Consider the following 22,080-nt stretch of genomic DNA (forward strand, 5'->3'; position numbering starts at 1 on the left):
AGCTTTGCCGCGTCGCACAGGGGAGAACAGGTGATGATCGCACGCAAATTTGCCGCTACGGCCGTAATGGCAGCCTGCCTTGCGCTTCCCGGCGCGGCTTCTGCGGAACTCAGCCAGGGCCGCAAGGCGCCGCCGTTCGTCACGCAGGGTGCTCTGGCAGGCAAGGGTTTCACCTTCGACCTCTCGAAAGAGCTGAAGAAGGGGCCGGTCGTCCTCTATTTCTTCCCCAAGGCCTTCACTCAAGGCTGTACGCTTGAAGCGAATGCATTTGCCGAAGCGATGGAGGATTTCCACAAGGCGGGTGCGACGGTGGTGGGGATGTCGGCTGACGATCTGCCCACCCTCAAGCGTTTCTCGAAGGAAGAATGCCGCAACAAGTTCCCGGTGGCGACTGCCAGCAAGGCTGTGATCAAGGCCTATGATGTCGGGTTCGTCAGAAACGGCCAGGATACTGGCCTTTCCGACCGCACCAGCTATGTGATCGGCAAGGACGGCAAGGTGAAGTTCGCCCATTCCGATCTCGACTGGCGGGAACATGTCAACCTGACGCTCGCCAAGGTGAAGGAACTCAAGGGGCGCTGAGCTGCCTTTATGGCAGGGCGCCGCCAAGTTCTGGCGGCGCAGCTTTACAATCGGCAGTCTTCCGCTAAGCGGACCGCTGGATTAGCGGAGTAAGATTGCCATGCGTGCCGAAGGGCAGGCCCAAATTGACCGGATCGAAGCTGCTCTGGCGCTTGTGCGCCGCTCGCTCGACTGGGATCGCGCCGTGAGGCGGCTCGACGAACTGAACGCGCGGGTTGAAGACCCGACGCTGTGGGACGATCCGAAGAACGCCGAGAGCGTGATGCGCGAACGCCGCCGGCTCGAAGCCTCCATTGGCACGGTGAACGAGATTTCGGCCGAAATGGCCAATGCCGTCGAATTCGTCGAACTTGGCGAGATGGAAGGTGACGAGGATGTCGTGCGCGAAGGGCTTGATGCTCTCAAGCAGCTCGCATCCCGCGCCGACGCGGACAAGGTGCAAGCCCTGCTTTCGGGTGAGGCAGACGCCAACGATACCTATCTGGAAATCCACGCCGGTGCCGGCGGCACTGAAAGCCAGGACTGGGCGGAAATGCTCCAGCGCATGTATACGCGCTGGGCGGAACGTCATGGCTACAAGGTGGAGCTTGTGGATTACCACGCTGGCGAACAGGCCGGGATCAAGAGCGCGACGCTGCTGATCAAGGGGGAAAACGCTTATGGCTATGCCAAGACCGAAAGCGGGGTTCACCGCCTGGTCCGCATCAGCCCCTATGACAGCTCCGCCCGCCGCCACACCAGCTTCAGCTCGGTGTGGGTTTATCCGGTGATTGACGACAATATCGACATCGAGATCAACCCGGCAGATCTCAGGATCGATACCTATCGTGCATCCGGTGCGGGCGGCCAGCACGTCAACACCACGGACTCGGCCGTGCGTATCACGCACGTGCCTTCGGGCATCATCGTCGCCAGTCAGGTTGACCGTTCGCAGCACAAGAACCGCGAAATCGCCATGAACATGCTGCGTGCGCGTATGTTCGAGGAAGAGATGCGCAAGCGTGAGGAGGCGGCCAGCAATGAGCATGCCTCCAAGTCCGACATCGGGTGGGGCCACCAGATCCGGTCTTACGTGCTGCAGCCCTATCAGATGGTGAAGGATTTGCGCACCGGCACGACCTCCACGGCGCCTGATGACGTGCTGGACGGTGACATCGACGATTTCATTTCCGCCGCGCTTGCCCAACGAGTGACGGGCGAAGCCGTCGAAGTGGAGGATGTTGAGTGAGATTGCGCGCCGCCTTCTGCCTTGGGGTTCTGCTGCTTGCGGGCGGCTGCAACCTGTTCAAGCAGGAGGATAAGGACAGGCCCGAAACTGCGCGCGAATTTCCGCGTGCCTATCGGCCTGTGTCCAATCTTGGCGGCAACAGTGTTTCTTCCGAGCAGGCGCGCGATGACCGGCGCGAGGCGCAGACCGTGATGGAACTGGCCAATATCAAGCCGGGCATGACCGTGGCCGACATTGGCGCGGGCGAAGGCTATTATACAGTGCGCCTTGCTGCGAAGGTGGGCGCGCGCGGCCGTGTGCTGGCACAGGACATTGACGAATCCGCGATCAAGCGCCTCGGCATTCGTGTCGAGCGTGAGAGGCTGGATAATGTCTCCATCAAGCTGGGTGCGGAAGACGATCCGCGACTGCCTGAAAACAGCTTTGACCGAGTGTTCCTGATCCACATGTATCACGAAGTTTCGGAGCCTTACGCCTTTCTGTGGCGTCTGCGCCCGTCACTTCGCCCCGGTGCGCAGGTGATCGTGGTCGACCGGGATCGTCCGGCAGATCAACACGGCATCGCGCCCAAACTGTTATTCTGTGAATTTGACCATGTGGGCTTTCGCCTCGTCGAATTTGTTCGTAAGCCCGAACTTGCTGGTTATTACGCGCAATTCGAAGCGGTGGGCGACAGGCCCGAACCATATGATATAGAACCCTGCGGCCAGCCGGGGGAGAAGGACGAAAAGAGCCCCTCGTGAGTTGGCGCGGTTAATTTAGGAACGTACATGAGCTTCAAAGGGTTGCGGCCGATCAACTATGGCGGCCGGGAAGTCTGGCCGTTGATCGAAGGCGGCAAGGGCGTTTCCGCCACGAACCACGCATCTTCGGGGGCGTGGGCTGCTGCGGGCGGCATCGGGACGGTGAGCGCGGTGAACGCCGATTCCTATGACATGGACGGCAACATCATCCCCCAGCTCTATCCGCAGCGCACGCGCGTCGAACGGCACGAGCAGCTGATCCGCTATGCGATTGACGGCGCGGTCGAACAGGTGCGCCGCGCTTATGACGTTGCCAGCGGCAAGGGCGCGATCAACATCAACGTGTTGTGGGAAATGGGCGGCGCTCAGGCCGTTCTGGAAGGCGTGCTGGAAAAGACCCGCGGGCTTGTGACGGGCGTCACCTGCGGCGCTGGCATGCCCTATAAGCTGGCCGAGATCGCCGCGCGCTTCAACGTCAATTACCTGCCGATCATCAGTTCTGCACGTGCATTCCGCGCACTGTGGAAGCGTTCCTACAGCAAGGTCAGCGAACTGATGGCTGCGGTGGTCTATGAAGATCCCTGGCTGGCCGGCGGGCATAACGGCCTGTCGAATGCCGAAGACCCGACCAAGCCGGAAGATCCCTATCCCCGCGTAAAGCTGCTGCGCGAAACCATGCGCGCGGAAGGCATTTCGGACGATGTGCCGATCATCATGGCCGGCGGTGTGTGGTTCCTTCGCGAATGGAACGACTGGATCGACAATCCCGAACTGGGCAGCATTGCTTTCCAGTACGGCACGCGTCCGCTTCTGACGCATGAAAGCCCGATCCCGCAGCAGTGGAAGGATGCACTGCGCACGCTGGAGCCGGGTGATGTGCTGCTGCACAAGTTTTCTCCCACCGGCTTCTACAGCTCGGCAGTGAAGAACCCCTTCCTGCTGAACCTCGAAGCCCGGTCTGAACGCCAGATCCCCTATTCGCGCGTCGAAGCGGGTGAGCACACGGTGCAACTCGATGTTGGCGTGAAGGGCAAGAATTTCTGGGTCGCGCCCAAGGATCTGGAGCGTGCCCGGATTTGGGCGTCGCAGGGCTTCACCGAAGCGCTCAAGACGCCGGACGATACGGTCGTGTTCGTCGGACCTGAAGAGCGGAACGAAATCAGGCAGGATCAAGCCGATTGCATGGGCTGCCTGTCGCATTGCGGTTTCTCGGCATGGAAAGACCATGACGATTACACCACTGGCCGTCTGGCCGATCCGCGTAGCTTCTGTATCCAGAAGACCTTGCAGGATATCGCCCATGGCGGTGAGGTGGATCGCAACCTGATGTTCGCTGGCCACGCGGCCTATCGGTTCAAGCAGGATCCGTTCTATTCCAACAACTTCACCCCGACGGTGAAGGAACTGGTCGACCGTATCCTGACCGGGGACTGAGGCGGAAAGGCACTACAGCGTGGATGGTGGCGCCGATGACGCCCAGCTTCCGCCGTTCTGGCGATTGCTGAACGAGGCGGCTGCCGTTGTTCCGCTTGGTCTCAGCCCTCTGCGTGAAGCGGTGGACTGCGTGGGCGAGGGCAAGGGCTGGCCAGTCATGGTTCTGCCCGGATTCACGACGGACGATCTTTCCACTGCGTTGCTGCGCCGCTCGCTCGACCGGGCGGGTTTCCACGCACATGGCTGGGATCAAGGGTTTAACCTTGGTCTGCGGCCAGGCTTGCTTGAAGCGCTTGAGGCCCGCATTGCGGCCATTGCCGGGCAGGAAGGGCGCAAGGTTATACTATTGGGGTGGAGCCTTGGCGGAATCTTCGCCCGGGCGCTGGCCCATCGTATTCCGGATCTCGTCGCGCAGGTCGTCACACTGGGTAGCCCGTTTTCCGGAAATCGCCACAGCAACCGAGCGTGGAAACTCTACAATCTCATCAACGATCACACGGTGGACGAAATACCGGAAGATCCGGAATTCGTGTCGAAGCCGCCCGTGCCGACGATAGCCGTATGGTCAGCCCATGACGGCATCGTCAGCAAGCGGGCGGCACGCGGATTGCCTGAGGAATCCGATCTGGCGGTTGAACTCGATGTGACCCATTTCGGCTATGGCGGTACGGCAGACGGTGTCCGTCAGGTTGTCGAACTACTTGCCGCCAATTTGCCCAAAGACCCTATTCGGTAGTCTTCCCGTCAAAATGCTCATGGTCCGCATGGGCATCGTCGCAGGTCTTGTGAACTGTGCCGTCGCGATGCTCGGGCGGACCGTAGATGGTGTACAGTTTCAGCGGCTCTTCACCTCGGCAGGCCACATTATGTTCAGCGCCCTGAGGAACGATGATCCCGTCATCATCCTCAACCTCATGCGCCACTCCGTCGATGGTGATGGTTCCCTTGCCGGATTCAATACGGAAGAACTGGTCACGGTCGTCATGGACTTCCAAGCCGATTTCCTCGCCCGGACGGATCGTCATCACCACCAGTTGAAGGTTATGGCCGGTATAGAGGACGCGCCGGAAATCTTGGTTTTCCAGCGTCAGTTTCTCGATGTCGTCGACAAATCCCTTCATCTTGAACCTCCTGAGTTTCCAGGTTCAAGATAGGCAGGATCAGTCGAATTCCCACCCCCGTTCGCCATGGCTTGTAATGTCCAGGCCTTCGGTTTCCTCTTCCGGGCCGACACGCATCGGCAGCAGGAACGAGACGCCCAGCGCGAGCAGGACCGTGGCGATGGCAGACCAGATCGCCACGGCGACTACGCCCACGACCTGTGCGGAAATCATCGTCACCAAGTTCAGCCCTTCCGGGAAGCCAGTGCCGCCCAGCGCGGGCGAGATGAAAATGCCGAGCAACAGCGATCCGAGCATGCCGCCGACACCGTGAACGGCGAATACGTCGAGCGAATCGTCGATCTTGAGCTTCAGCTTGGTGAGGTGGATTGCACCATAGCAGACCACGGCTGCCAGAACGCCGAAGAGGATCGCGGCACCGGGCGAGACGAAGCCCGCCGCAGGCGTGATCGTCGCCAGGCCGGCAATGGCGCCGGTGGCAAAGCCCACGCTGGTAGGCTTGCCGAATGTGTATCGTTCGATCAGCACCCAGACCAGCGCGGCGGCCGAAGCCGAGACATGGGTGTTGATGATGGCCGTGGATGCGTCATCGGTTGCCGTAAGGGCGGAGCCGCCATTGAAGCCGAACCAGCCGACCCACAGCAACATGGCACCGATCATGGTCAGGCCGGGGGCATGAGGCAGCATGGCCGTGCCGGGGAAGCCCTGCCGCTTGCCCAGCAGCAGCGCGATGACCAGCGCGGAAATGCCCGCCGTTGTGTGGACCACGATCCCGCCCGCAAAATCCAGCGTGCCCATGGTCGAAGCCAGCCAGCCGCCGCCCCAGATCCAGTGGGCCGCTGGCGCATAGACCACGAGGCTCCACAAGGCGCAGAAGCCAACCACCCAGCCGAAACGGGCGCGGTCGACCCACGCGCCGACCATCAGGGCAGGTGTGATGGCGGCAAAGGTAAGCTGGAACAGCGCGAAAGTGCTTTCGGGGATCGACAGGCCCTCGCGGACATTGCCGAGATCGATCAGCATCCAGGCATTGCCCGCGCCGATCCAGCCATTGGTGACATTGCCGAATGCCAGCGTGTAGCCGGCAACGACCCACAGCAGCGAGGCAACGGCGGCCACGGCGCCACACTGAAGCGCGACGGAAAGGAAGTTCTTGGCGCGAACGAGGCCGCCATAGAAAAGGCTGAGGCCGGGCAGGCACATGAGAAGGACGAGGGCGGAGGAAACGAGGATCCAAGCCGTATCGCCACTGTCACCAGCCGCCGCATAGGGATCCTGAGCGAAAGCTGCTGCCGGAAGGACGGCCAGTGCCATCCCCGCAAGAAGTTTGCGGATCATCCTTTTGGTACTCCCCCTGCGCCCATCCCTGTGGGCTTGCCTTACGCGTCGCCGTCTAGGACGGAATTTGTCCGGCATTCAAGCGCCGGAGCCACAAAATTGCGGATGTGTGCCGCTATCGGGCGGCACGCCGGTTTGCGGGCCCTAGCCGAGGCCAACCACGACCCGGTCCGGCGGGGAATGGCCGTCGGCCCAGCTCTGGATATTGCGGATGATCTTTTCGCCCGCGGCGGTCCGGCCTTCCAGCGTCGCGCTGCCAAGATGGGGCAGGGCCACGACATTGGGCAGATCGACGAAGCGTGGATCGATATTCGGTTCATTGAGGAACACGTCCAGTCCAGCGCCGCCCAGATGGCCGCTGCGCAGAGCGTCGATCAGGGCGTCCTCGTCGATCAGGTCGCCACGGCCGCTATTGATCACGAAGGAACCGGGCTTCATTGCCGCGATGCGCTGGGCATTGAGCATGCCCTTGGTTTCCGCAGTGACCGGGCAATTGAGCGAGAGATAGTCCGAGGCGGAAATCACTCGGTCCAGATCGGGTTCGAACTCGGCGCCAAGGATCGTTTCCAGCGCATCGGGCAGGCGGCGGCGGTTATTGTACACCACCTGCATGCCGAAGGCGCGGGCGCGGTGAGCCAGTGCCTGGCCGATGCGACCCATGCCGACAATGCCCAGAACCTTGCCGCGCAGGGTACGGCCCAGCATATGCGAGGGGGACCAGCCGGGCCATTCATTGGCCGCAACCATGCGGACACCTTCGGACAGGCGACGCGACGCACACAGGATCAGCGCCATGGTGATGTCCGCCGTATCTTCGGTGAACACACCCGGCGTATTGGTGACCATGATCTTGCGAGACTGGCAGGCATGGAGATCCAGATGGTCCACCCCGGCGCCGAAATTGGCGATCAGGCCCATCCGGTCACCCGCTGCCTCAATCATTGCCGCATCGATCTTGTCGGTAACGCAGGGCACCAGCACATCGCAATCTTGCATCGCGGCGATCAATTCGTCACGCGTGAACTGGCGATCTTCCGGGTTGAGCACGGCGTCGAACAGTTCGGCCATGCGCGGTTCAACACCGGGCAGATGGCGGGTGACGATTACGCGCGGCTTGCCGCCAACGCGGCGAGGGGAGTCGGGCGAGGCTGCTGAAGAAGTGCTGTCGGTCATGCTTAGCGCGCTATGCGCCCATAGTGGGACGGTCAAGCACCCGTTTGCACGCTTGAAGCGTTACGGCGACGGGGGTTATGGACGGTGAATGCGATTCCTCGCCAGACTTGCCTCGATTGCCTTTTTCACCGCACTTGCCGTTCCGGCCGCCGCGCAGGACAGGGATGTGCCCTATTGGGCATCCATGCGATCGAAAGAGGTCAACATGCGTGTTGGGCCAAGCGAGGAGTATCAGATCGACTGGGTCTATCGCCGGGTTCAGCTCCCGGTGAAGGTCATCCGGATCAAGGAAGGCTGGCGTCTGATCCGCGATCCCGATGGAGCGCAGGGCTGGGTGGTTGCCCGCTTGCTCAGCCCGGAACGCACCGCGCTGGTAATTGGCAAAGGCCTTGCCCCGATGCGCGACGGGCCGAGCGATAATGGCGCCTTGCTCTGGAACGCAGAGCCCGGCGTTGTGGGAACTCTGGGTGATTGCGACGGTGGCTGGTGCGAACTGGATGTCGATGGCCGCAAAGGGTGGGTCCGCCAGCAGCGCCTTTGGGGTGCCGGCGAACCCTGAGCCTTTCGTTAGATCAGGCGGAATCTAGCTGAGCTTGCGCACCTGCACCGGGTCACCATCGTCCGGTGTCGAGGTGAAGGCTCCGTCTGCGTCCGGTTCGCTGTCGGTATAACAGGCCGGCTCCTTGCCTTCTGTTTCAGGCATGAAACAGGTCTTCCCGTCCTTGATTTCCCAGCTTCCCCATTCGACGACTTCGCCGCGAATGGCATCGGTGTAGGTCCGGTCTGCGGAAATGACGGAGGTCATCTTGGTTCCGTCCGCCTGAGTGACTTCATAAGTCCCCAATGCAGCTTCTTCGGGTGTTTTAGGCGTTTCCGGGGCCGAAGTCTGACTTTCGCCATCGGTCCCGGAACAAGCGGCCAAGACGAAGGCCACGCAAAGCAACGCGATTTTTCTCATTATTGCCTCTCCCTTTTTTCAAAGAGACCGGCAAATTAACATAAATCGTCTGCTTTGGCGCAGCCCGCGCCGAAGTTCTCCCCCGATTGGGGTCAGATCAACTCAATTGCCACTGCCGTGCCCTCGCCGCCGCCGATGCAAAGCGAAGCGATGCCGCGCTTCTTCCCTTGGCTTTTCAGGGCATTGAGCAGGGTCACGATGATGCGTGTGCCGCTGGCGCCGATGGGGTGGCCAAGGGCCGTGGCGCCGCCATTCACGTTGATCTTGTCATGCGGGATGCCCAGATCGTGCATGGCGAACATGGCGACACAAGCAAAGGCTTCGTTCACTTCGAACAGATCGACGTCGTCGATCGTCCAGCCGGCCTTGTCGAGCGCCTTCTGGATCGCACCGACAGGCGCAGTGGTGAACAGGCGCGGATCATGGGCATGGGCCGCCATGGAGACAACCTTGGCGACCGGGGCAAGGCCCTTGGCCTTCGCGACGCTCTCGCGGGTCAGAACCACAGCGGCGGCGCCATCGGAAATTGAACTGGACGTTGCTGCCGTAATCGTGCCGTCCTTGGCGAATGCTGGGCGCAGTTGCGGGATCTTCTCCGGGCGGCCCTTACCGGGCTGTTCGTCAATATCCACGGTCACCTCGCCGGCGCGGGTGGAGTAGGTTACCGGAACAACTTCACCGGCAAAGGCGCCGCTGGCGATGGCGGCATTGGCGCGGCGCAGGCTTTCAATCGAATAATCGTCCATTGCTTCGCGGGTGAGCTGGTACTCATTCGCCGTGTCCTGCGCGAAGCTGCCCATGGCGGCACCCGCTTCATAGGCGTCTTCCAGACCATCGAGGAACATGTGGTCATAGGCGGTATCGTGGCCGAGGCGTGCGCCGGAGCGGTGCTTCTTAAGCAGGTACGGGGCATTGGTCATGCTCTCCATCCCGCCAGCGACGATCACGTCCACGCTGCCCGCAGCGAGAGCCTCGGACCCCATGATCACGGTTTGCATACCGGAGCCACAGACCTTGTTGACAGTGGTGGCCTGAACGGACTTGGGCAGGCCGGCCTTCAGGGCCGCCTGACGTGCTGGCGCCTGCCCAAGGCCCGCAGGCAGCACGCAGCCCATGTAGAGGCGTTCAATATCTTCGCCCGCCACGCCGGCGCGTTCGACAGCCGCCTTTACGGCCGTTGCGCCGAGGTCAGTTGCTGAAACATCTGACAGGGCGCCCTGCATCCCGCCCATCGGCGTGCGCGCATAGGAAAGGATGACGATCGGATCGTTGGCAGAAAACTCGGACATGGCAGAATATCGGCCTTTCGCTTAAGAAGACGAGGACATTTAACGATGTAATGTTGCAGTGCGGCGGAATCAAATCATTCAGCTGGCTGATTGACCGTGGCCTGGGGGTTTGGCGCGATGAACTCATTGCAAGACCATGAAATCACCGACTTGCTGAAGTTGCAGCGCATGGATTTCGAGGCGAAGCGGCCAGAATCACTCGGGGTGAGGGCGGACCGGATCAGGCGCGCGATTGCCTTGCTGGTGGATCATGGCGACGAACTCGCTGCAGCGATGAGCGCCGATTTCGGCAATCGCAGCCGCGACCTTTCCATGCTCACCGACATGCTGCCTGCCGTCAGCCTCGGCAAATATTGCCTCAAAAACCTGAAGCGCTGGACTCGGCCGGAGCGGCGCAAGGCAACCTTTCCGTTGGGACTTATCGGGGGAAGGGCAGAGGTTCGACATGAGCCCAAGGGTGTCGTTGGCGTAATTTCACCATGGAACTTTCCGGTCGGTCTTAGCTTCGGACCGATGATCCAGGCTTTTGCCGCGGGCAACCGCGTGATGCTGAAGCCCAGCGAGTTCACCGAACGCACTTCAGGATTGATGGCAGACCTTGTCGCGCGATACTTTGCCCCCGAAGAAGCCGCGGTTGTGACAGGTGGGCCTGACGTGGCCGCGGCATTTACCACAAAGCCGTTCGACCACCTGGTTTTCACTGGTTCGACAGCAACCGGGCGCAAGGTGATGGAGGCGGCCGCCAGTAACCTTGTGCCGGTTACGCTGGAACTGGGCGGTAAATCACCGGTTTTTCTGGGGCGTAGCGCGGATATAAAGCGTGCGGCCGAACGGATCGCCATCGGCAAGCTTATGAACGCCGGGCAGGTCTGTCTCGCCCCGGATTATCTGCTGGTGCCCGAAGAGCGGGAAGAGGATTTCATCGCTGTGCTCGCAGGGTGCGTCGGGGCGCTTTATCCGACAATCCTGGCGAATGAGGATTACACCACTATCGTCAATGACCAGCACTTTCAGCGCCTTGAAGGGCTGATCGCGGATGCCGCCGCGAAAGGCGCTGAAGCAATCGTGGTCAATCCTGCGGAAGAAGATTTTTCGGGCGGCAATGACCGCAAATTACCGCCGACCATCCTGCGCAATGTGAACGATGACATGGAAGTGATGCAGCAGGAAATCTTCGGCCCGGTCCTGCCGGTGATGACTTATCGTTCCACTGATGAAGCCATCGCCTATGTCAACGCGCATGACCGTCCTCTGGGACTCTATTATTTCGGCGAGGATAGGGCTGAGCAAGAGCAGGTGCTTGCCAGAACTATATCCGGCGGCGTGACCGTGAACGATGTGATCCTGCATATCGCGCAGGACGATCTGCCGTTTGGCGGCATCGGTCCTTCGGGTATGGGCAATTATCACGGCCCGGAAGGCTTTCATGCATTCAGCCATACGCGGGCGATCTATCGGCAGCCCCGATGGGATGTAGCAGCCTTGTCAGGTCTCAAGCCGCCATATGGGGCCGCAACGAGGCGGGCGCTAAAGATGTTGTTGCGCAAATGAACAGGCGGGAAGCCGCGCCTCGCGTCCAAGGCTGGGGAAGGATGGCTGATTTCAACCCGAATTTGGCCCGCTCCGGCCTTGCACCCTGCTTGGGCAAGGCCTAGAGGCGGGCCGACTCTAACTGTCTCCGCTTTACGGGAATCGTCCGTGGTCGATCTGTCTCAATATCTGCCGATCCTGATTTTCCTTGCCATCGCGCTGGGTCTGTCGGCTGCCTTCGTGTTCCTTCCCATGGGGGTCGCGCGGCTTACCGGGGCGCATAATCCCGATGCGGAAAAGCTTAGCGAATATGAATGCGGCTTCCCCGCGTTCGAAGATCCGCGAAGCCAGTTTGACGTGCGCTTCTATCTGGTGGCGATCCTGTTCATCATCTTCGACCTTGAAGCGGCGTTCCTGTTTCCCTGGGCTGTCAGCCTGGATGTGACGGGCTGGCCGGGCTGGATCACGATGATGGTGTTCCTGGGAGAACTTGTGATCGGCTTTGCCTATGCGTGGAAGAAGGGAGCGCTGGAATGGGAGTGATCGAACCCCAAAAGGCGGGACTGGCCAATGCAGGCGCGATGACCGCGCCGGATCAGGCCTTCTTCGATAGCCTGAATGCTGAAGTCAGCGACAAGGGCTTCCTTGTTACGTCGACGGAAGAATTGTTCCAGTGGGCCCGTACAGGCTCGCTGTGGTGGATGACCTTCGGTTTGGCCTGTTGCGCCGTGGAAATGATCCACGTGAACATGCCGCGCTATGACATGGAGCGGTTCGGTGCCGCACCTCGCGCCTCCCCGCGCCAGAGCGACGTGATGATCGTGGCCGGCACGCTGTGCAACAAGATGGCACCGGCGCTGCGCAAGGTTTACGACCAGATGTCGGAACCCAAATATGTGATTTCGATGGGCAGCTGCGCCAATGGCGGCGGTTATTACCATTATTCCTATTCGGTGGTGCGTGGCTGCGATCGCATTGTGCCGGTGGACATCTACGTCCCGGGCTGCCCACCGACTGCCGAGGCGCTGCTTTACGGCGTGATGCAACTGCAGCGTAAGATCCGCCGCGTCGGCACGATCGAGAGGTAAGGATGGCAAAGGTCCTGCATTCAGCCCCGAAGATCGCCCAGATCGACGGGATTGCCGACACGCTGGCTGGCGCGCTGGGCGATATGCTCATCCACGCGAAGGAAGAGCATGGCGAAATCGTGCTTTCCGTGGTGCGCGAGAAAGTGGAAGACGCCCTTCGCCTGCTGCGCGATGGTCATGAATACCAGCAGCTGATGGAAATTGCCGGTGTCGACTATCCGAGCCGTGAGGAGCGGTTCGAGGTCGTCTACATGCTGTTGTCTGTAACGAAGAACCACCGCATTCTGGTGAAGTGCCGCGCGGCCGAGAACACTCCGGTGCCGACCGTGACGACGCTTTGGCCGAATGCAGGATGGCTCGAACGCGAAGTGTTCGACATGTATGGGGTGTTGTTCGACGGCAATACCGACCTTCGCCGCATCCTCACCGATTACGGCTTCGAAGGGCATCCTTTCCGCAAGGACTTCCCGCTCACCGGCTATCAGGAACTGCGTTATTCCGAAGAGGAAAAGCGCGTTGTTTACGAACCGGTCGAGCTGGCGCAGGATTTGCGGCAATTCGATTTCATGAGCCCCTGGGAAGGCGCGAAATACGTTTTGCCGGGCGATGAGAAAGCCGAAGGGGAAGGCAAGTGACGCTTTCCGTGCTTCTTCGCAGTTCGATGCCGCTGGCGTTCATCACCCTTGGTTTGACCGGCTGCAACCTCGTCAAGAGCCAGCAGGAAGAGCCTGAAGCGGCTCCGATCGAGCTTTCCGTGCCCACCGCTTCGCCTGGCGCGGGGAGTGTGCCTTCAGCCCAGGCGGGAACGCCTGCCCGCCCCGGGCAGGTCTATGCCCCGCCGGCTCCGGCTACCATTCCGGCGGGAACCGATGTGACGAAGCTTGAGTCGTTGAGCGATGTGGCCAAGGTCAATCTTGGTCTGCGCGAGGGTGATTGCAGCTTCGTCGCTGACGGCAAGATGCTGATCAAGTCTGCTGCCATGCGCGATCCGGCCACCCGTGGCAGGGCGTTCGTGCTTCTAGGCAAAACGGTGATTACCCTCAACGGGGCGCCGGGCGGCTTCGAAGCGATCCGCGCTGGCACTACCTTCAGCGGCCAGGGCGTGACTGTCAGCGTCAAGCCGGCCGCTGGGACGGCGCAAAGCCGCCCCGCAAACGTGACGGTCGGCTCTGCCGACGGCAAGGTCCAGTCTTACTCCGGCGAATGGGTGTGTTCATGAGCACCGGCCTCCAGCTCGATGTCGCGCCGACCACCGGCGACGAGACAATCACCAATTACACGATCAATTTCGGGCCTCAGCACCCGGCGGCGCACGGCGTGCTGCGCATGGTTATGGAACTCGACGGCGAGATCATCGAACGGATCGATCCGCATGTCGGCCTGCTGCATCGCGGCACCGAAAAGTTGATCGAGCACAAGACCTATCTGCAGGCGCTGCCATACTTCGACCGGCTCGACTATTGTTCGCCGCTGGCGATGGAGCACAGCTACGTCCTGGCGATCGAGAAGCTGCTGAACGTCGAAGTTCCGCTGCGCGCCCAATATCTGCGCGTGCTGTTCGCGGAACTGACCCGCATCTGCAATCACATGCTGAACATGGGTTCGCATGTGATGGACGTGGGCGCGATGACACCGAACCTGTGGCTGTTCGAAATTCGCGAGGATTGCCTCAACTTCTTCGAACGTGCTTCGGGCGCCCGTATGCACAGCGCGTGGTTCCGCCCGGGCGGTGTTCATCAGGACGTGCCGCTCAAGCTGCTGACGGACATTGCCGACTGGCTCGACACGCGCCTGCCGGAACTGTTCGAAGATGCCATGTCGCTCGTGGTCGACAACCGCATCTTCAAGCAGCGCAATGTCGATATTGCCGTCGTCAGCAAGGAAGATGCTCTGGCCTGGGGCTTTTCCGGCCCGATGATCCGCGCTGCCGGTATCCCGTGGGATCTTCGCCGCGCGCAGCCTTACGACGTTTATGACCGGATGGATTTCGAAATCCCCGTCGGCACCAATTCGGACTGCTATGACCGGTTCATGGTCCGCGTGGAAGAAGTGCGCCAGTCGGCCCGGATCATGAAGCAGTGTCTGGCTGAAATGCCGGAAGGCCCGATCTGCTCCAGCGACCGTAAGGTCTCGCCCCCCAAGCGCGGCGAAATGAAGCAGTCGATGGAAGCACTGATCCATCACTTCAAGCTCTATACCGAAGGCTTCCATGTCCCGGCGGGCGAAGTCTATGTCGCGACGGAAAGCCCCAAGGGCGAATTCGGCGTCTATCTGGTGAGCGATGGCAGCAACAAGCCCTATCGCTGCAAGATCCGCCCGACGGCCTTCAGCCACCTTCAGGCGATGGATTTCATGAGCAAGGGCCACATGCTGCCCGACGCGACCGCCATTCTCGGCGCGATCGACGTTGTGTTCGGGGAGTGTGACCGTTGAGCAATCTTGCAACCGCCGAAGCAATGATCGCGGCCTATAACGCGCAGGACGTGGACCTCTACGTTTCCTACATGACCGACGATGCCTGCGAGGCGAATTATCGCGGCGACGTGGTGCGCGAAGGCAAGGAGGGCACGCGTTCGGGCCTTGCCGCGGCCTTCGCCCGCTGGCCTGACAACCATGCCGAGATCGTCGAGAAGCAGGCGATCGGCAGCTATGTCATCTTTCGCGAACACGTCACGCGCGGGCCGGCCACCGATGGTTCGGATATGGTCGAGCCGTTCGATGTGATTGCCGTCTATTCGTTCGAGGGCGACAAGTGCTCTCGCGTGGAGTTCATCCGCTAATGGCTGACCGTCATCTCGAACCTGATACCCCCGAACTGCGCGCGCGCTGGGGTGGTTTTGCGTGGAATGCGGAAAACGCTGAAAAGGCGAAGGAAGTGGTTGCCCGCTATCCGGCCGGCCGCCAGCGCTCTGCCGTGATGCCGCTGCTCGATCTGGCTCAGCGCCAGGTCGGTGCGGAAACGAATACGCAGGGCTGGCTGCCGATCCCGGTGATGGAATATGTCGCGGCCTATCTCGACATGCCGATCATCCGCGTAGTCGAAGTCGCGACCTTCTACACGATGTACAACCTCGTTCCGGTGGGCCGCTACCATGTGCAGGTCTGCGGCACGACGCCCTGCATGTTGCGCGGCAGCGACGATATCCTGTCGGCCTGCAAAAAGCGCGGCATGCACAAGGGCCACACCACCGATGACGGTCTGTGGACCCTCACCGAAGTGGAATGCATGGGCAATTGCGCCTCCGCACCCATGGTCCAGATCAATGACGACAATTACGAGGATCTGACGGTCGAGAGCTTCGACAAGGTTCTCGATGCGCTGGCGAAGGGCGAAACGCCCAAGGCGGGCACACAGCTTCCTGGCCGCCACACGGTGGAGCCGGTTGGCGAGCCGACTTCGCTGGCCGCGATGGTCAAGGAAAACCACGACTATCGGGGTGAATGGTAATGGCCACGGCGATTACCATCGGCGGTGCGCTTCTTGTGGGCTTTCTGGCCTGGAAGATGTTCACCGGACTTATCAAGATCGCTTCGTTCGTGATGCTGTTTGCAGTCGCGGGCGTGCTGTTCTGGCAGGGGTATATCTGATGCTGGCTGACAAGGACCGCATCTTCACCAATCTCTACGGGTTCCAGCCATGGAACCTGAAGGCTGCGCAGGCGCGCGGCGATTGGGACAATACGAAGGACATCCTCGCCAAGGGTCCGGAAGCGATCATCGAGGAAATCAAGGCCTCGGGTCTGCGCGGGCGTGGCGGTGCAGGCTTCCCCACCGGCATGAAGTGGAGCTTCATGCCCAAGGAACCGCCCAAGGATCAGAACGGCAACCCCAAGCCGAGCTTCCTCGTGATCAATGCCGACGAATCCGAACCGGGATCGTGCAAGGACCGCGAGATTATCCGCCACGATCCGCATAAGCTGATCGAAGGTGCGCTGGTGGCTGGCTTCGCGATGCGGGCGCGTGCCGCCTACATCTACATTCGCGGCGAATATATCCGCGAAGCGGAAACGCTGCAGGCCGCGCGTGACGAAGCCTATGCCGCCGGTCTGCTGGGCAAGAACGCTGCCGGTTCGGGCTATGATTTCGATGTCTTCGTCCATCGCGGCGCGGGCGCCTATATCTGCGGTGAAGAAACCGCGATGATCGAAAGCATCGAAGGCAAGAAGGGGCAGCCGCGCCTCAAGCCTCCGTTCCCGGCGGGCGCTGGTCTCTATGGCTGCCCGACCACTGTGAACAATGTGGAATCGATCGCAGTCGCTCCCACGATCATGCGCCGCGGGGCTGCGTGGTTCTCCAGCTTCGGCCGCGATAACAACAAGGGCACCAAGCTCTTCCAGATTTCCGGCCATGTCGAAAAGCCCTGCGTGGTCGAGGAAGCGATGAGCATCCCGTTCCGCGAGCTGATCGAAAAGCACTGCGGCGGCATTCGCGGCGGGTGGGACAATTTGCTCGCCGTGATCCCCGGCGGTTCGTCGGTTCCGCTGGTTCCAGCAGCCCAGATCATGGACGCGCCGATGGATTTCGACGGTCTGCGTGAACTCGGTTCGGGCCTCGGCACGGCCGCCGTGATCGTGATGGACAAGTCCACCGACATTGTCCGCGCCATTTCGCGCCTCAGCTATTTCTACAAGCATGAGAGCTGCGGCCAGTGCACGCCGTGCCGCGAAGGCACGGGCTGGATGTGGCGCGTAATGGAACGCCTGCGCACCGGCGATGCGGATGTCGAGGAAATCGACATGCTGTTCCAGGTGACCAAACAAGTTGAAGGCCACACGATCTGCGCCCTTGGCGACGCAGCAGCATGGCCGATCCAGGGCCTGATCAGGCATTTCCGCCCCGAGATCGAACGCCGGATTGTCGAACGTTCCGCCTCGATGCAGGAGGCTGCAGAGTGAAGCGGCTCCTGCTTGCTCTTGGTTGTGCGACGGTGCTGATTTCAGCGCCGGTTGCGGCGCAGTCGAACAACGACGACTTCACGCCGCTCAATTCGCGTATCAAGCGCAAGAACCAGTTTCCGCTGGAGCCGCGCAAAACCTTCGACCTGAAGAAAATGTCTCAGGTGAACAAGGATCGCAGCAAGGCGATGATGGGGCAGTTCACGCGCTGTCTCTATAATCGCTCGAACGAGAAGTCGCTCGACCTGCTGCAGAAGACCGACCTTGGGTTCCGGGATTTCAAGCAGATTGGCACCGATACCGAGAAGGCGATGCGCGTCTTCGGGTTCAGCGATTGCTTGCGTCGAGTGGCCAGCACCAACAATAGCGGTGTTTCGCTCCACTTCTATTCGGCGGGCGTGCGCCAGTGGTTGCTTCAGGAAGCCTATTTTGATCGCTATCCTGCTGAAGCGAGTTGGGTGATGCCCGGCAATGTCATTGGCGAACGGACTTTTCCGCTTTCCGAAGGCGACGCATATGTTTCCACCGTGCTGGAACTTGCCGATTGTGTCGTATCGCAAGATCCCTACAACGCCGATTTCTACTTCCGCACCCCAGCTGGTTCCGAAGATGAAAAACAGGCCATCAACGAGTTGATGCCGTCCCTGTCGGGGTGCATTCCCGAAGGGCGGCAATTGCAGATCGATCCGTCCTCGCTGCGTATCTGGTTGGGTGAAGCCCTGTGGCATGCATCCAACAACAGTGCGCCGGCCGAGGCCGATAGTTCCGAGGTTAATCAGTAATGCCCAAGCTCACCGTAGACGGCATCGAAGTGGAAGTCCCCGCAGGGGCAACCGTGCTCCAGGCCTGTGAGGCCGCGGGCAAGGAAATTCCGCGTTTCTGCTATCACGAACGGCTGTCGATTGCCGGCAATTGCCGCATGTGCCTTGTCGAAGTGAAGCCTGGGCCGCCCAAGCCGCAGGCCAGCTGTGCGCTGCCGGCAGGTGAGGGCCAGGAAATCCGCACTGACAGCGAGATGGTCAAGAAGGCGCGGGAAGGGGTGATGGAGTTCCTCCTCATCAACCACCCGCTCGATTGTCCGATCTGCGATCAGGGCGGCGAATGCGACCTGCAGGACCAGTCCGTTGCCTATGGGCGCGGCGCGTCGCGTTATGATGAGAACAAGCGCGCGGTCACCGAAAAATACATGGGTCCGCTGATCAAGACAGTGATGACCCGCTGCATTCACTGCACCCGCTGCGTGCGTTTCTCGGAAGAGATCGCCGGCGTGGACGAGATCGGCGCGCTCTATCGCGGCGAGGCGATGCAGATCTCGACCTATCTCGAACGTGCGGCCAAGCATGAGCTTTCGGCCAATGTGATCGATCTGTGTCCGGTCGGTGCACTCACCTCGCGGCCCTACGCTTTTGAAGCGCGTCCGTGGGAGCTGAAGAAGACGCTGTCGATCGACGTTTCCGACGCAGTTGGTTCCAATATCCGGATCGACAGCCGCGGCCGTGAAGCCCTGCGCATTCTCCCGCGCGTCAATGATGACGTGAATGAGGAATGGCTGAGCGACAAGGCACGCTTCCAGGTGGATGGACTCACCCGCCGCCGCCTCGACCGTGTGTGGATCCGCAAGAAGGGCAAGCTTGAACAGGCAAGCTGGGACGAAGCCTTCAAGGCAATTGCATCTGCCAAGCCGGGCAATAGCATCGCTGCCGTGGCGGGTGACATGCTCGATTGCGAGACGATGTTCGCGGCCAAGGCTTTGCTCAAGGCCAGCGGTTCTTCGCTGATCGAAAGCCGTCAGACGGGGATGGACTATGACGTGTCCAGCCTTGCCGCCGTCAACTTCAACACCACCTTCGCCGGGATCGAGAAGGCCGATGCGGTCCTGATCGTCGGCAGCCATGTGCGCTGGGAAGCTCCGCTGGTGAACGTCCGTCTGCGCAAGGCGGCCAAGAACGGCGCGAAGATATTCATCGTCGGTCCGCAATGGGAAACGACCTATCCGGCGACTTTCCTCGGCGCGGATGTTTCGGTTCTGGCCAAGTTGCCAAAGGAAGCCTCTGACGCTCTCAAGGCGGCTGAACGTCCGGCGATCATCCTTGGCGGTGCAGGCCTTGCGGCCGGCGCGCACGATGCCGCGCTTGCTCTTGCCGCCAAGTTCAAGGTCGTGAAGCAGGACTGGAACGGCTTCAATGTCCTGCATATGGCCGCCGCCCGGATGGGTGCGCTGATGCTGGGCTTTGCTCAGTCCGGTGGGATCAAGGATCTTGCGGCCGCGAAGCCTGCAGTTCTGCTTGCCCTCGGTGCCGATGAAGTCGATTTCAGTGCCTTTGAAGGCAGCCTCAAGGTCTATATCGGCCATCACGGCGACAAGGGCGCACATGCCGCAGACATCGTGCTGCCCGCAGCCGCCTTCACCGAAAAGGCCGGGACATACGTGAACACCGAAGGCCGCGTTCAGTTCGCCGACAAGGCCGTGTTCGCTCCCGGCGACGCCCGTGAGGATTGGACGATTCTGCGTGCGTTGGCCGACGCGCTGGGCGTGAGCGTTGGTTTTGACAGTTTCACCGAGCTTCAGTCCGCCATGATCGCGGAAGTTCCCGCTCTTGGTGAAGAAGGTCTTGCCGACTATGGCAGCGACCTGCCAAAGGGCGACGCGAAGGCTAAGATCGAAGGCGAAATCCGCTATCCGATCAAAGACTTCTACCTTACCAATCCGATCGCCCGCGCAAGTGAGACGATGCAGCGCTGCTCGTCCGAACTGCTCCATGGCGAAGAGTTCGCGGAGGCGGCGGAATGACCAGTTTCTTCCAGTCCTTCGGGCTGAGTTACGAATGGTCGTGGTTCATCGCCACGATCTGCGGAATTCTGCTGATTGCCTTGCCGCTTATGTTGGCCGTGGCAATGATCATCTATGTCGACCGCAAGATCTGGGCTGCCATGGCGCTGCGCAAGGGCCCGAACGTGGTCGGCCCCTTCGGCCTGTTGCAGAGCTTTGCCGACGGATTGAAGGTTTTCCTGCAGGAAACCATCATCCCTTCGGCTTCCAACAAGGGCCTGTTCCTAATCGCTCCGATCGTGACCTTCACGGTCGCGCTGATGTCGTGGGCGGTAATTCCGTTCAACTCCGGGGCGGTGCTGGCGGACATCAATGTCGGCTTGCTCTACATTCTCGCCGTCAGTTCGCTGGGCGTTTACGGCGTGGTCGTGTCGGGCTGGGCATCCAACTCCAAATACCCGTTCTTCAGCGCCATGCGTGCTGCCGCGCAGATGATTTCCTACGAAGTCTCTATCGGGTTCATCCTGGTCTGCGTGGTTCTGTGGGCGGGGACGTTCAACCTCAATGCCATTGTCGAGGCTCAGCAGGGCCATGGCTTGGGCATCGTGAACGGCTTCTTCTTCAATGTTCTGCTGTTCCCGATGTGGGTGCTGTTCCTGATTTCCGGCATGGCTGAAACGGCGCGTGCGCCGTTCGACCTTACGGAAGCGGAATCGGAGCTCGTCGCCGGTTATCAGACCGAATATTCTTCGATGGCCTTCGCCCTCTTCTGGCTCGGCGAATATGCCAACGTGCTGCTGATGTGCACGCTCAACGCTGTGCTGTTCTTCGGTGGCTGGCTCCCGCCGCTCGACATTCCGGTCCTCTATCTGATCCCAGGCTGGCTGTGGCTGTTTGCCAAGATTTTCTTCTTCTTCTTCATCTTCAGCTGGGTGAAGGCGACCGTTCCCCGGTATCGCTATGACCAACTGATGCGCCTGGGTTGGAAGATCTTCCTGCCGATGAGCTTGCTGTTCGTCGTGTTGGTTTCGGGCTGGCTGATGTTCACGAGGTACGGGGCATGAGCGCGTTTCTTGCCCTTACTGCAGCGATGGCTGGCACTGCCTTCAATTGCACTGCGGATACGGCCTATCTCACGGCTTTCGCTCCGGCAGAGGAAGTGACAGCAGATTATCGCGGCAATGTGCTCACGCTTTACTCGCTGGACGGCGATGGCGAGATCCTGCCGAAGCCATACAAGATCACGGAGGTCTTCGATGACACGCCGCATGGCCTGTTCATGGAAGTGAGTGCGGCCGAAGGGCTCGAACTTCTGATCGATATCTCGAGCGCCGACCCGTCGACGAACATGGCGGACCTCAGCATTACCGGTAAGCAGGACGGCAACACGATGGAACTCGCGGGCACCTGCACCATTACGCAAAACGACGGAAAGGAAGGCGCATGAGCGTCGCTCACCTCGTCAAGTCGTTTACCCTCTGGGAATTCGTGAAGGCGCACGCCCTCACGTTGAAGTACTTCTTCAAGCCCAAGGCGACGATCAACTATCCGTTCGAAAAGAACCCGCTCAGCCCGCGCTTCCGCGGTGAGCATGCCCTGCGTCGCTATCCCAACGGGGAAGAGCGCTGCATCGCATGCAAACTGTGCGAGGCGATCTGTCCGGCTCAGGCGATCACTATCGAAGCGGAACCGCGCGAGGACGGCAGCCGCCGTACCACGCGTTACGATATCGACATGACCAAGTGCATCTATTGCGGTTTCTGCCAGGAGGCATGCCCCGTGGATGCGATCGTCGAGGGGCCGAACTTCGAATACGCGACCGAAACGCGCGAAGAACTGCTTTACGACAAGGCTAAATTGCTGGCGAACGGGGACAAGTGGGAGCGGGCAATCGCCGCGAACCTTGAAGCCGATGCGCCCTATCGCTAGGG

Annotated in this window: 25 protein-coding genes and 1 pseudogene; 21 read left to right on the forward strand and 5 right to left on the reverse strand. The window is 60.7% G+C overall.

Annotation, left to right across the window (positions count from 1 at the left end):
* The first annotated feature begins 33 nt into the window (after positions 1-33).
* The 5 genes from SZ64_RS04890 to SZ64_RS04910 all read left to right on the forward strand — a co-directional run bounded on the left by SZ64_RS04890 (position 34) and on the right by SZ64_RS04910 (position 4,723).
* Positions 34-582 (forward strand): redoxin domain-containing protein, encoded by a 549-nt coding sequence (locus tag SZ64_RS04890; RefSeq protein WP_054529792.1) that lies wholly within the window; start codon positions 34-36, stop codon positions 580-582.
* A gap of 100 nt (positions 583-682) precedes the next feature.
* Positions 683-1,810, forward strand: a complete 1,128-nt coding sequence (gene prfB / locus SZ64_RS04895) for a peptide chain release factor 2 (RefSeq protein ID WP_054529793.1) — start codon at positions 683-685, stop codon at positions 1,808-1,810.
* A 29-nt stretch (positions 1,811-1,839) separates the two neighbouring features.
* Positions 1,840-2,553, forward strand: coding sequence for a methyltransferase domain-containing protein (locus SZ64_RS04900; protein ID WP_054532091.1), 714 nt, complete (start codon positions 1,840-1,842; stop codon positions 2,551-2,553).
* A 27-nt stretch (positions 2,554-2,580) separates the two neighbouring features.
* On the forward strand, positions 2,581-3,987 hold the full coding sequence (locus SZ64_RS04905) for a nitronate monooxygenase (RefSeq protein ID WP_054529794.1): 1,407 nt from the start codon (positions 2,581-2,583) through the stop codon (positions 3,985-3,987).
* Between the two features lie 19 nt (positions 3,988-4,006).
* On the forward strand, positions 4,007-4,723 hold the full coding sequence (locus SZ64_RS04910) for an alpha/beta hydrolase (RefSeq protein ID WP_054529795.1): 717 nt from the start codon (positions 4,007-4,009) through the stop codon (positions 4,721-4,723).
* On the opposite strand, the gene SZ64_RS04915 is transcribed toward SZ64_RS04910, so the two are convergent.
* The 3 genes from SZ64_RS04915 to SZ64_RS04925 all read right to left on the reverse strand — a co-directional run bounded on the left by SZ64_RS04915 (position 4,713) and on the right by SZ64_RS04925 (position 7,619).
* The gene (locus SZ64_RS04915) at positions 4,713-5,108 is read right to left on the reverse strand and encodes a cupin domain-containing protein (protein ID WP_054529796.1); all 396 of its coding nucleotides are present in this window, start codon (positions 5,106-5,108) and stop codon (positions 4,713-4,715) included. The genes SZ64_RS04910 and SZ64_RS04915 overlap by 11 nt on opposite strands.
* A 39-nt stretch (positions 5,109-5,147) precedes the next feature.
* Entirely contained in the window at positions 5,148-6,446 is a 1,299-nt protein-coding gene (locus tag SZ64_RS04920; protein WP_054529797.1) for an ammonium transporter, read from the reverse strand.
* Between the two features lie 144 nt (positions 6,447-6,590).
* Entirely contained in the window at positions 6,591-7,619 is a 1,029-nt protein-coding gene (locus SZ64_RS04925; RefSeq protein WP_054529798.1) for a D-glycerate dehydrogenase, read from the reverse strand.
* Positions 7,620-7,707: 88 nt separating this feature from the next.
* Between SZ64_RS04925 and SZ64_RS04930 the strand changes: the two genes are divergently transcribed.
* Positions 7,708-8,178 carry an SH3 domain-containing protein gene (locus SZ64_RS04930; RefSeq protein WP_054529799.1) on the forward strand — a complete coding sequence of 157 codons (471 nt, stop codon included), beginning with the start codon at positions 7,708-7,710 and terminating at the stop codon, positions 8,176-8,178.
* Between the two features lie 24 nt (positions 8,179-8,202).
* Here SZ64_RS04930 and SZ64_RS04935 read toward each other — a convergent pair whose 3' ends face one another.
* Entirely contained in the window at positions 8,203-8,577 is a 375-nt protein-coding gene (locus SZ64_RS04935; RefSeq protein WP_156313522.1) for a hypothetical protein, read from the reverse strand.
* Positions 8,578-8,669: 92 nt separating this feature from the next.
* A complete protein-coding gene (locus SZ64_RS04940) occupies positions 8,670-9,866 on the reverse strand; it encodes an acetyl-CoA C-acyltransferase (protein ID WP_054529801.1) in 1,197 nt (398 codons plus the stop codon).
* Positions 9,867-10,034: 168 nt separating this feature from the next.
* On the opposite strand from SZ64_RS04940, the gene SZ64_RS04945 reads away from it, so the two are divergent.
* The 15 genes and pseudogenes from SZ64_RS04945 to nuoI all read left to right on the forward strand — a co-directional run bounded on the left by SZ64_RS04945 (position 10,035) and on the right by nuoI (position 22,078).
* Positions 10,035-11,417: a coniferyl aldehyde dehydrogenase gene (locus SZ64_RS04945; protein ID WP_241773089.1), complete on the forward strand. Its 1,383-nt coding sequence runs from the start codon at positions 10,035-10,037 to the stop codon at positions 11,415-11,417.
* A 147-nt stretch (positions 11,418-11,564) separates the two neighbouring features.
* On the forward strand, positions 11,565-11,939 hold the full coding sequence (locus SZ64_RS04950) for an NADH-quinone oxidoreductase subunit A (protein ID WP_054529802.1): 375 nt from the start codon (positions 11,565-11,567) through the stop codon (positions 11,937-11,939).
* The gene (locus SZ64_RS04955) at positions 11,930-12,484 is read left to right on the forward strand and encodes an NADH-quinone oxidoreductase subunit B (RefSeq protein WP_054529803.1); all 555 of its coding nucleotides are present in this window, start codon (positions 11,930-11,932) and stop codon (positions 12,482-12,484) included. The genes SZ64_RS04950 and SZ64_RS04955 overlap by 10 nt, the downstream gene beginning before the upstream one ends.
* A gap of 2 nt (positions 12,485-12,486) precedes the next feature.
* A pseudogene (locus SZ64_RS04960) lies at positions 12,487-13,101 on the forward strand (NADH-quinone oxidoreductase subunit C); the annotation flags it as partial.
* A gap of 14 nt (positions 13,102-13,115) precedes the next feature.
* Positions 13,116-13,703 carry a hypothetical protein gene (locus SZ64_RS04965; RefSeq protein WP_054529805.1) on the forward strand — a complete coding sequence of 196 codons (588 nt, stop codon included), beginning with the start codon at positions 13,116-13,118 and terminating at the stop codon, positions 13,701-13,703.
* A complete protein-coding gene (locus SZ64_RS04970) occupies positions 13,700-14,917 on the forward strand; it encodes an NADH-quinone oxidoreductase subunit D (RefSeq protein WP_054529806.1) in 1,218 nt (405 codons plus the stop codon). Before SZ64_RS04965 ends, SZ64_RS04970 begins: the two co-directional genes overlap by 4 nt.
* The gene (locus SZ64_RS04975; protein ID WP_054529807.1) at positions 14,914-15,264 is read left to right on the forward strand and encodes a nuclear transport factor 2 family protein; all 351 of its coding nucleotides are present in this window, start codon (positions 14,914-14,916) and stop codon (positions 15,262-15,264) included. The genes SZ64_RS04970 and SZ64_RS04975 overlap by 4 nt, the downstream gene beginning before the upstream one ends.
* The gene (locus SZ64_RS04980) at positions 15,264-15,932 is read left to right on the forward strand and encodes an NAD(P)H-dependent oxidoreductase subunit E (RefSeq protein WP_054529808.1); all 669 of its coding nucleotides are present in this window, start codon (positions 15,264-15,266) and stop codon (positions 15,930-15,932) included. Before SZ64_RS04975 ends, SZ64_RS04980 begins: the two co-directional genes overlap by 1 nt.
* Positions 15,932-16,072 (forward strand): hypothetical protein, encoded by a 141-nt coding sequence (locus SZ64_RS18725; protein ID WP_162225043.1) that lies wholly within the window; start codon positions 15,932-15,934, stop codon positions 16,070-16,072. The genes SZ64_RS04980 and SZ64_RS18725 overlap by 1 nt, the downstream gene beginning before the upstream one ends.
* Positions 16,069-17,379, forward strand: a complete 1,311-nt coding sequence (gene nuoF, locus SZ64_RS04985; protein ID WP_054532093.1) for an NADH-quinone oxidoreductase subunit NuoF — start codon at positions 16,069-16,071, stop codon at positions 17,377-17,379. The genes SZ64_RS18725 and nuoF overlap by 4 nt, the downstream gene beginning before the upstream one ends.
* Entirely contained in the window at positions 17,376-18,161 is a 786-nt protein-coding gene (locus SZ64_RS04990) for a hypothetical protein (RefSeq protein WP_054529809.1), read from the forward strand. Before nuoF ends, SZ64_RS04990 begins: the two co-directional genes overlap by 4 nt.
* Complete coding sequence (nuoG, locus tag SZ64_RS04995) at positions 18,161-20,170, forward strand: NADH-quinone oxidoreductase subunit NuoG (RefSeq protein WP_054529810.1); 2,010 nt, start codon at positions 18,161-18,163, stop codon at positions 20,168-20,170. The genes SZ64_RS04990 and nuoG overlap by 1 nt, the downstream gene beginning before the upstream one ends.
* Complete coding sequence (nuoH, locus tag SZ64_RS05000; RefSeq protein WP_054529811.1) at positions 20,167-21,213, forward strand: NADH-quinone oxidoreductase subunit NuoH; 1,047 nt, start codon at positions 20,167-20,169, stop codon at positions 21,211-21,213. The genes nuoG and nuoH overlap by 4 nt, the downstream gene beginning before the upstream one ends.
* Complete coding sequence (locus SZ64_RS05005; RefSeq protein WP_082384442.1) at positions 21,210-21,596, forward strand: hypothetical protein; 387 nt, start codon at positions 21,210-21,212, stop codon at positions 21,594-21,596. The genes nuoH and SZ64_RS05005 overlap by 4 nt, the downstream gene beginning before the upstream one ends.
* A complete protein-coding gene (nuoI, locus tag SZ64_RS05010; RefSeq protein WP_054529813.1) occupies positions 21,593-22,078 on the forward strand; it encodes an NADH-quinone oxidoreductase subunit NuoI in 486 nt (161 codons plus the stop codon). The genes SZ64_RS05005 and nuoI overlap by 4 nt, the downstream gene beginning before the upstream one ends.
* Positions 22,079-22,080 lie beyond the last annotated feature (2 nt).

The sequence above is a fragment of the Erythrobacter sp. SG61-1L genome, from assembly GCF_001305965.1.
Taxonomy (GTDB): domain Bacteria; phylum Pseudomonadota; class Alphaproteobacteria; order Sphingomonadales; family Sphingomonadaceae; genus Andeanibacterium.

Excerpts from the sequence above, each read along its gene's own strand:
- SZ64_RS04935 (WP_156313522.1), bottom strand. The coding sequence starts at position 8,577 with ATGAGAAAAATCGCGTTGCTTTGCGTGGCCTTCGTCTTGGCCGCTTGT.
- SZ64_RS04930 (WP_054529799.1), top strand. The coding sequence starts at position 7,708 with ATGCGATTCCTCGCCAGACTTGCCTCGATTGCCTTTTTCACCGCACTT.
- SZ64_RS04945 (WP_241773089.1), top strand. The coding sequence starts at position 10,035 with ATGGATTTCGAGGCGAAGCGGCCAGAATCACTCGGGGTGAGGGCGGAC.
- SZ64_RS05005 (WP_082384442.1), top strand. The coding sequence starts at position 21,210 with ATGAGCGCGTTTCTTGCCCTTACTGCAGCGATGGCTGGCACTGCCTTC.
- SZ64_RS04980 (WP_054529808.1), top strand. The coding sequence starts at position 15,264 with ATGGCTGACCGTCATCTCGAACCTGATACCCCCGAACTGCGCGCGCGC.
- SZ64_RS04905 (WP_054529794.1), top strand. The coding sequence starts at position 2,581 with ATGAGCTTCAAAGGGTTGCGGCCGATCAACTATGGCGGCCGGGAAGTC.
- SZ64_RS04915 (WP_054529796.1), bottom strand. The coding sequence starts at position 5,108 with ATGAAGGGATTTGTCGACGACATCGAGAAACTGACGCTGGAAAACCAA.
- SZ64_RS04970 (WP_054529806.1), top strand. The coding sequence starts at position 13,700 with ATGAGCACCGGCCTCCAGCTCGATGTCGCGCCGACCACCGGCGACGAG.
- SZ64_RS04920 (WP_054529797.1), bottom strand. The coding sequence starts at position 6,446 with ATGATCCGCAAACTTCTTGCGGGGATGGCACTGGCCGTCCTTCCGGCA.
- nuoG (WP_054529810.1), top strand. The coding sequence starts at position 18,161 with ATGCCCAAGCTCACCGTAGACGGCATCGAAGTGGAAGTCCCCGCAGGG.
- nuoH (WP_054529811.1), top strand. The coding sequence starts at position 20,167 with ATGACCAGTTTCTTCCAGTCCTTCGGGCTGAGTTACGAATGGTCGTGG.
- SZ64_RS04955 (WP_054529803.1), top strand. The coding sequence starts at position 11,930 with ATGGGAGTGATCGAACCCCAAAAGGCGGGACTGGCCAATGCAGGCGCG.
- nuoI (WP_054529813.1), top strand. The coding sequence starts at position 21,593 with ATGAGCGTCGCTCACCTCGTCAAGTCGTTTACCCTCTGGGAATTCGTG.
- SZ64_RS04925 (WP_054529798.1), bottom strand. The coding sequence starts at position 7,619 with ATGACCGACAGCACTTCTTCAGCAGCCTCGCCCGACTCCCCTCGCCGC.
- SZ64_RS04940 (WP_054529801.1), bottom strand. The coding sequence starts at position 9,866 with ATGTCCGAGTTTTCTGCCAACGATCCGATCGTCATCCTTTCCTATGCG.
- prfB (WP_054529793.1), top strand. The coding sequence starts at position 683 with ATGCGTGCCGAAGGGCAGGCCCAAATTGACCGGATCGAAGCTGCTCTG.
- SZ64_RS18725 (WP_162225043.1), top strand. The coding sequence starts at position 15,932 with ATGGCCACGGCGATTACCATCGGCGGTGCGCTTCTTGTGGGCTTTCTG.
- SZ64_RS04890 (WP_054529792.1), top strand. The coding sequence starts at position 34 with ATGATCGCACGCAAATTTGCCGCTACGGCCGTAATGGCAGCCTGCCTT.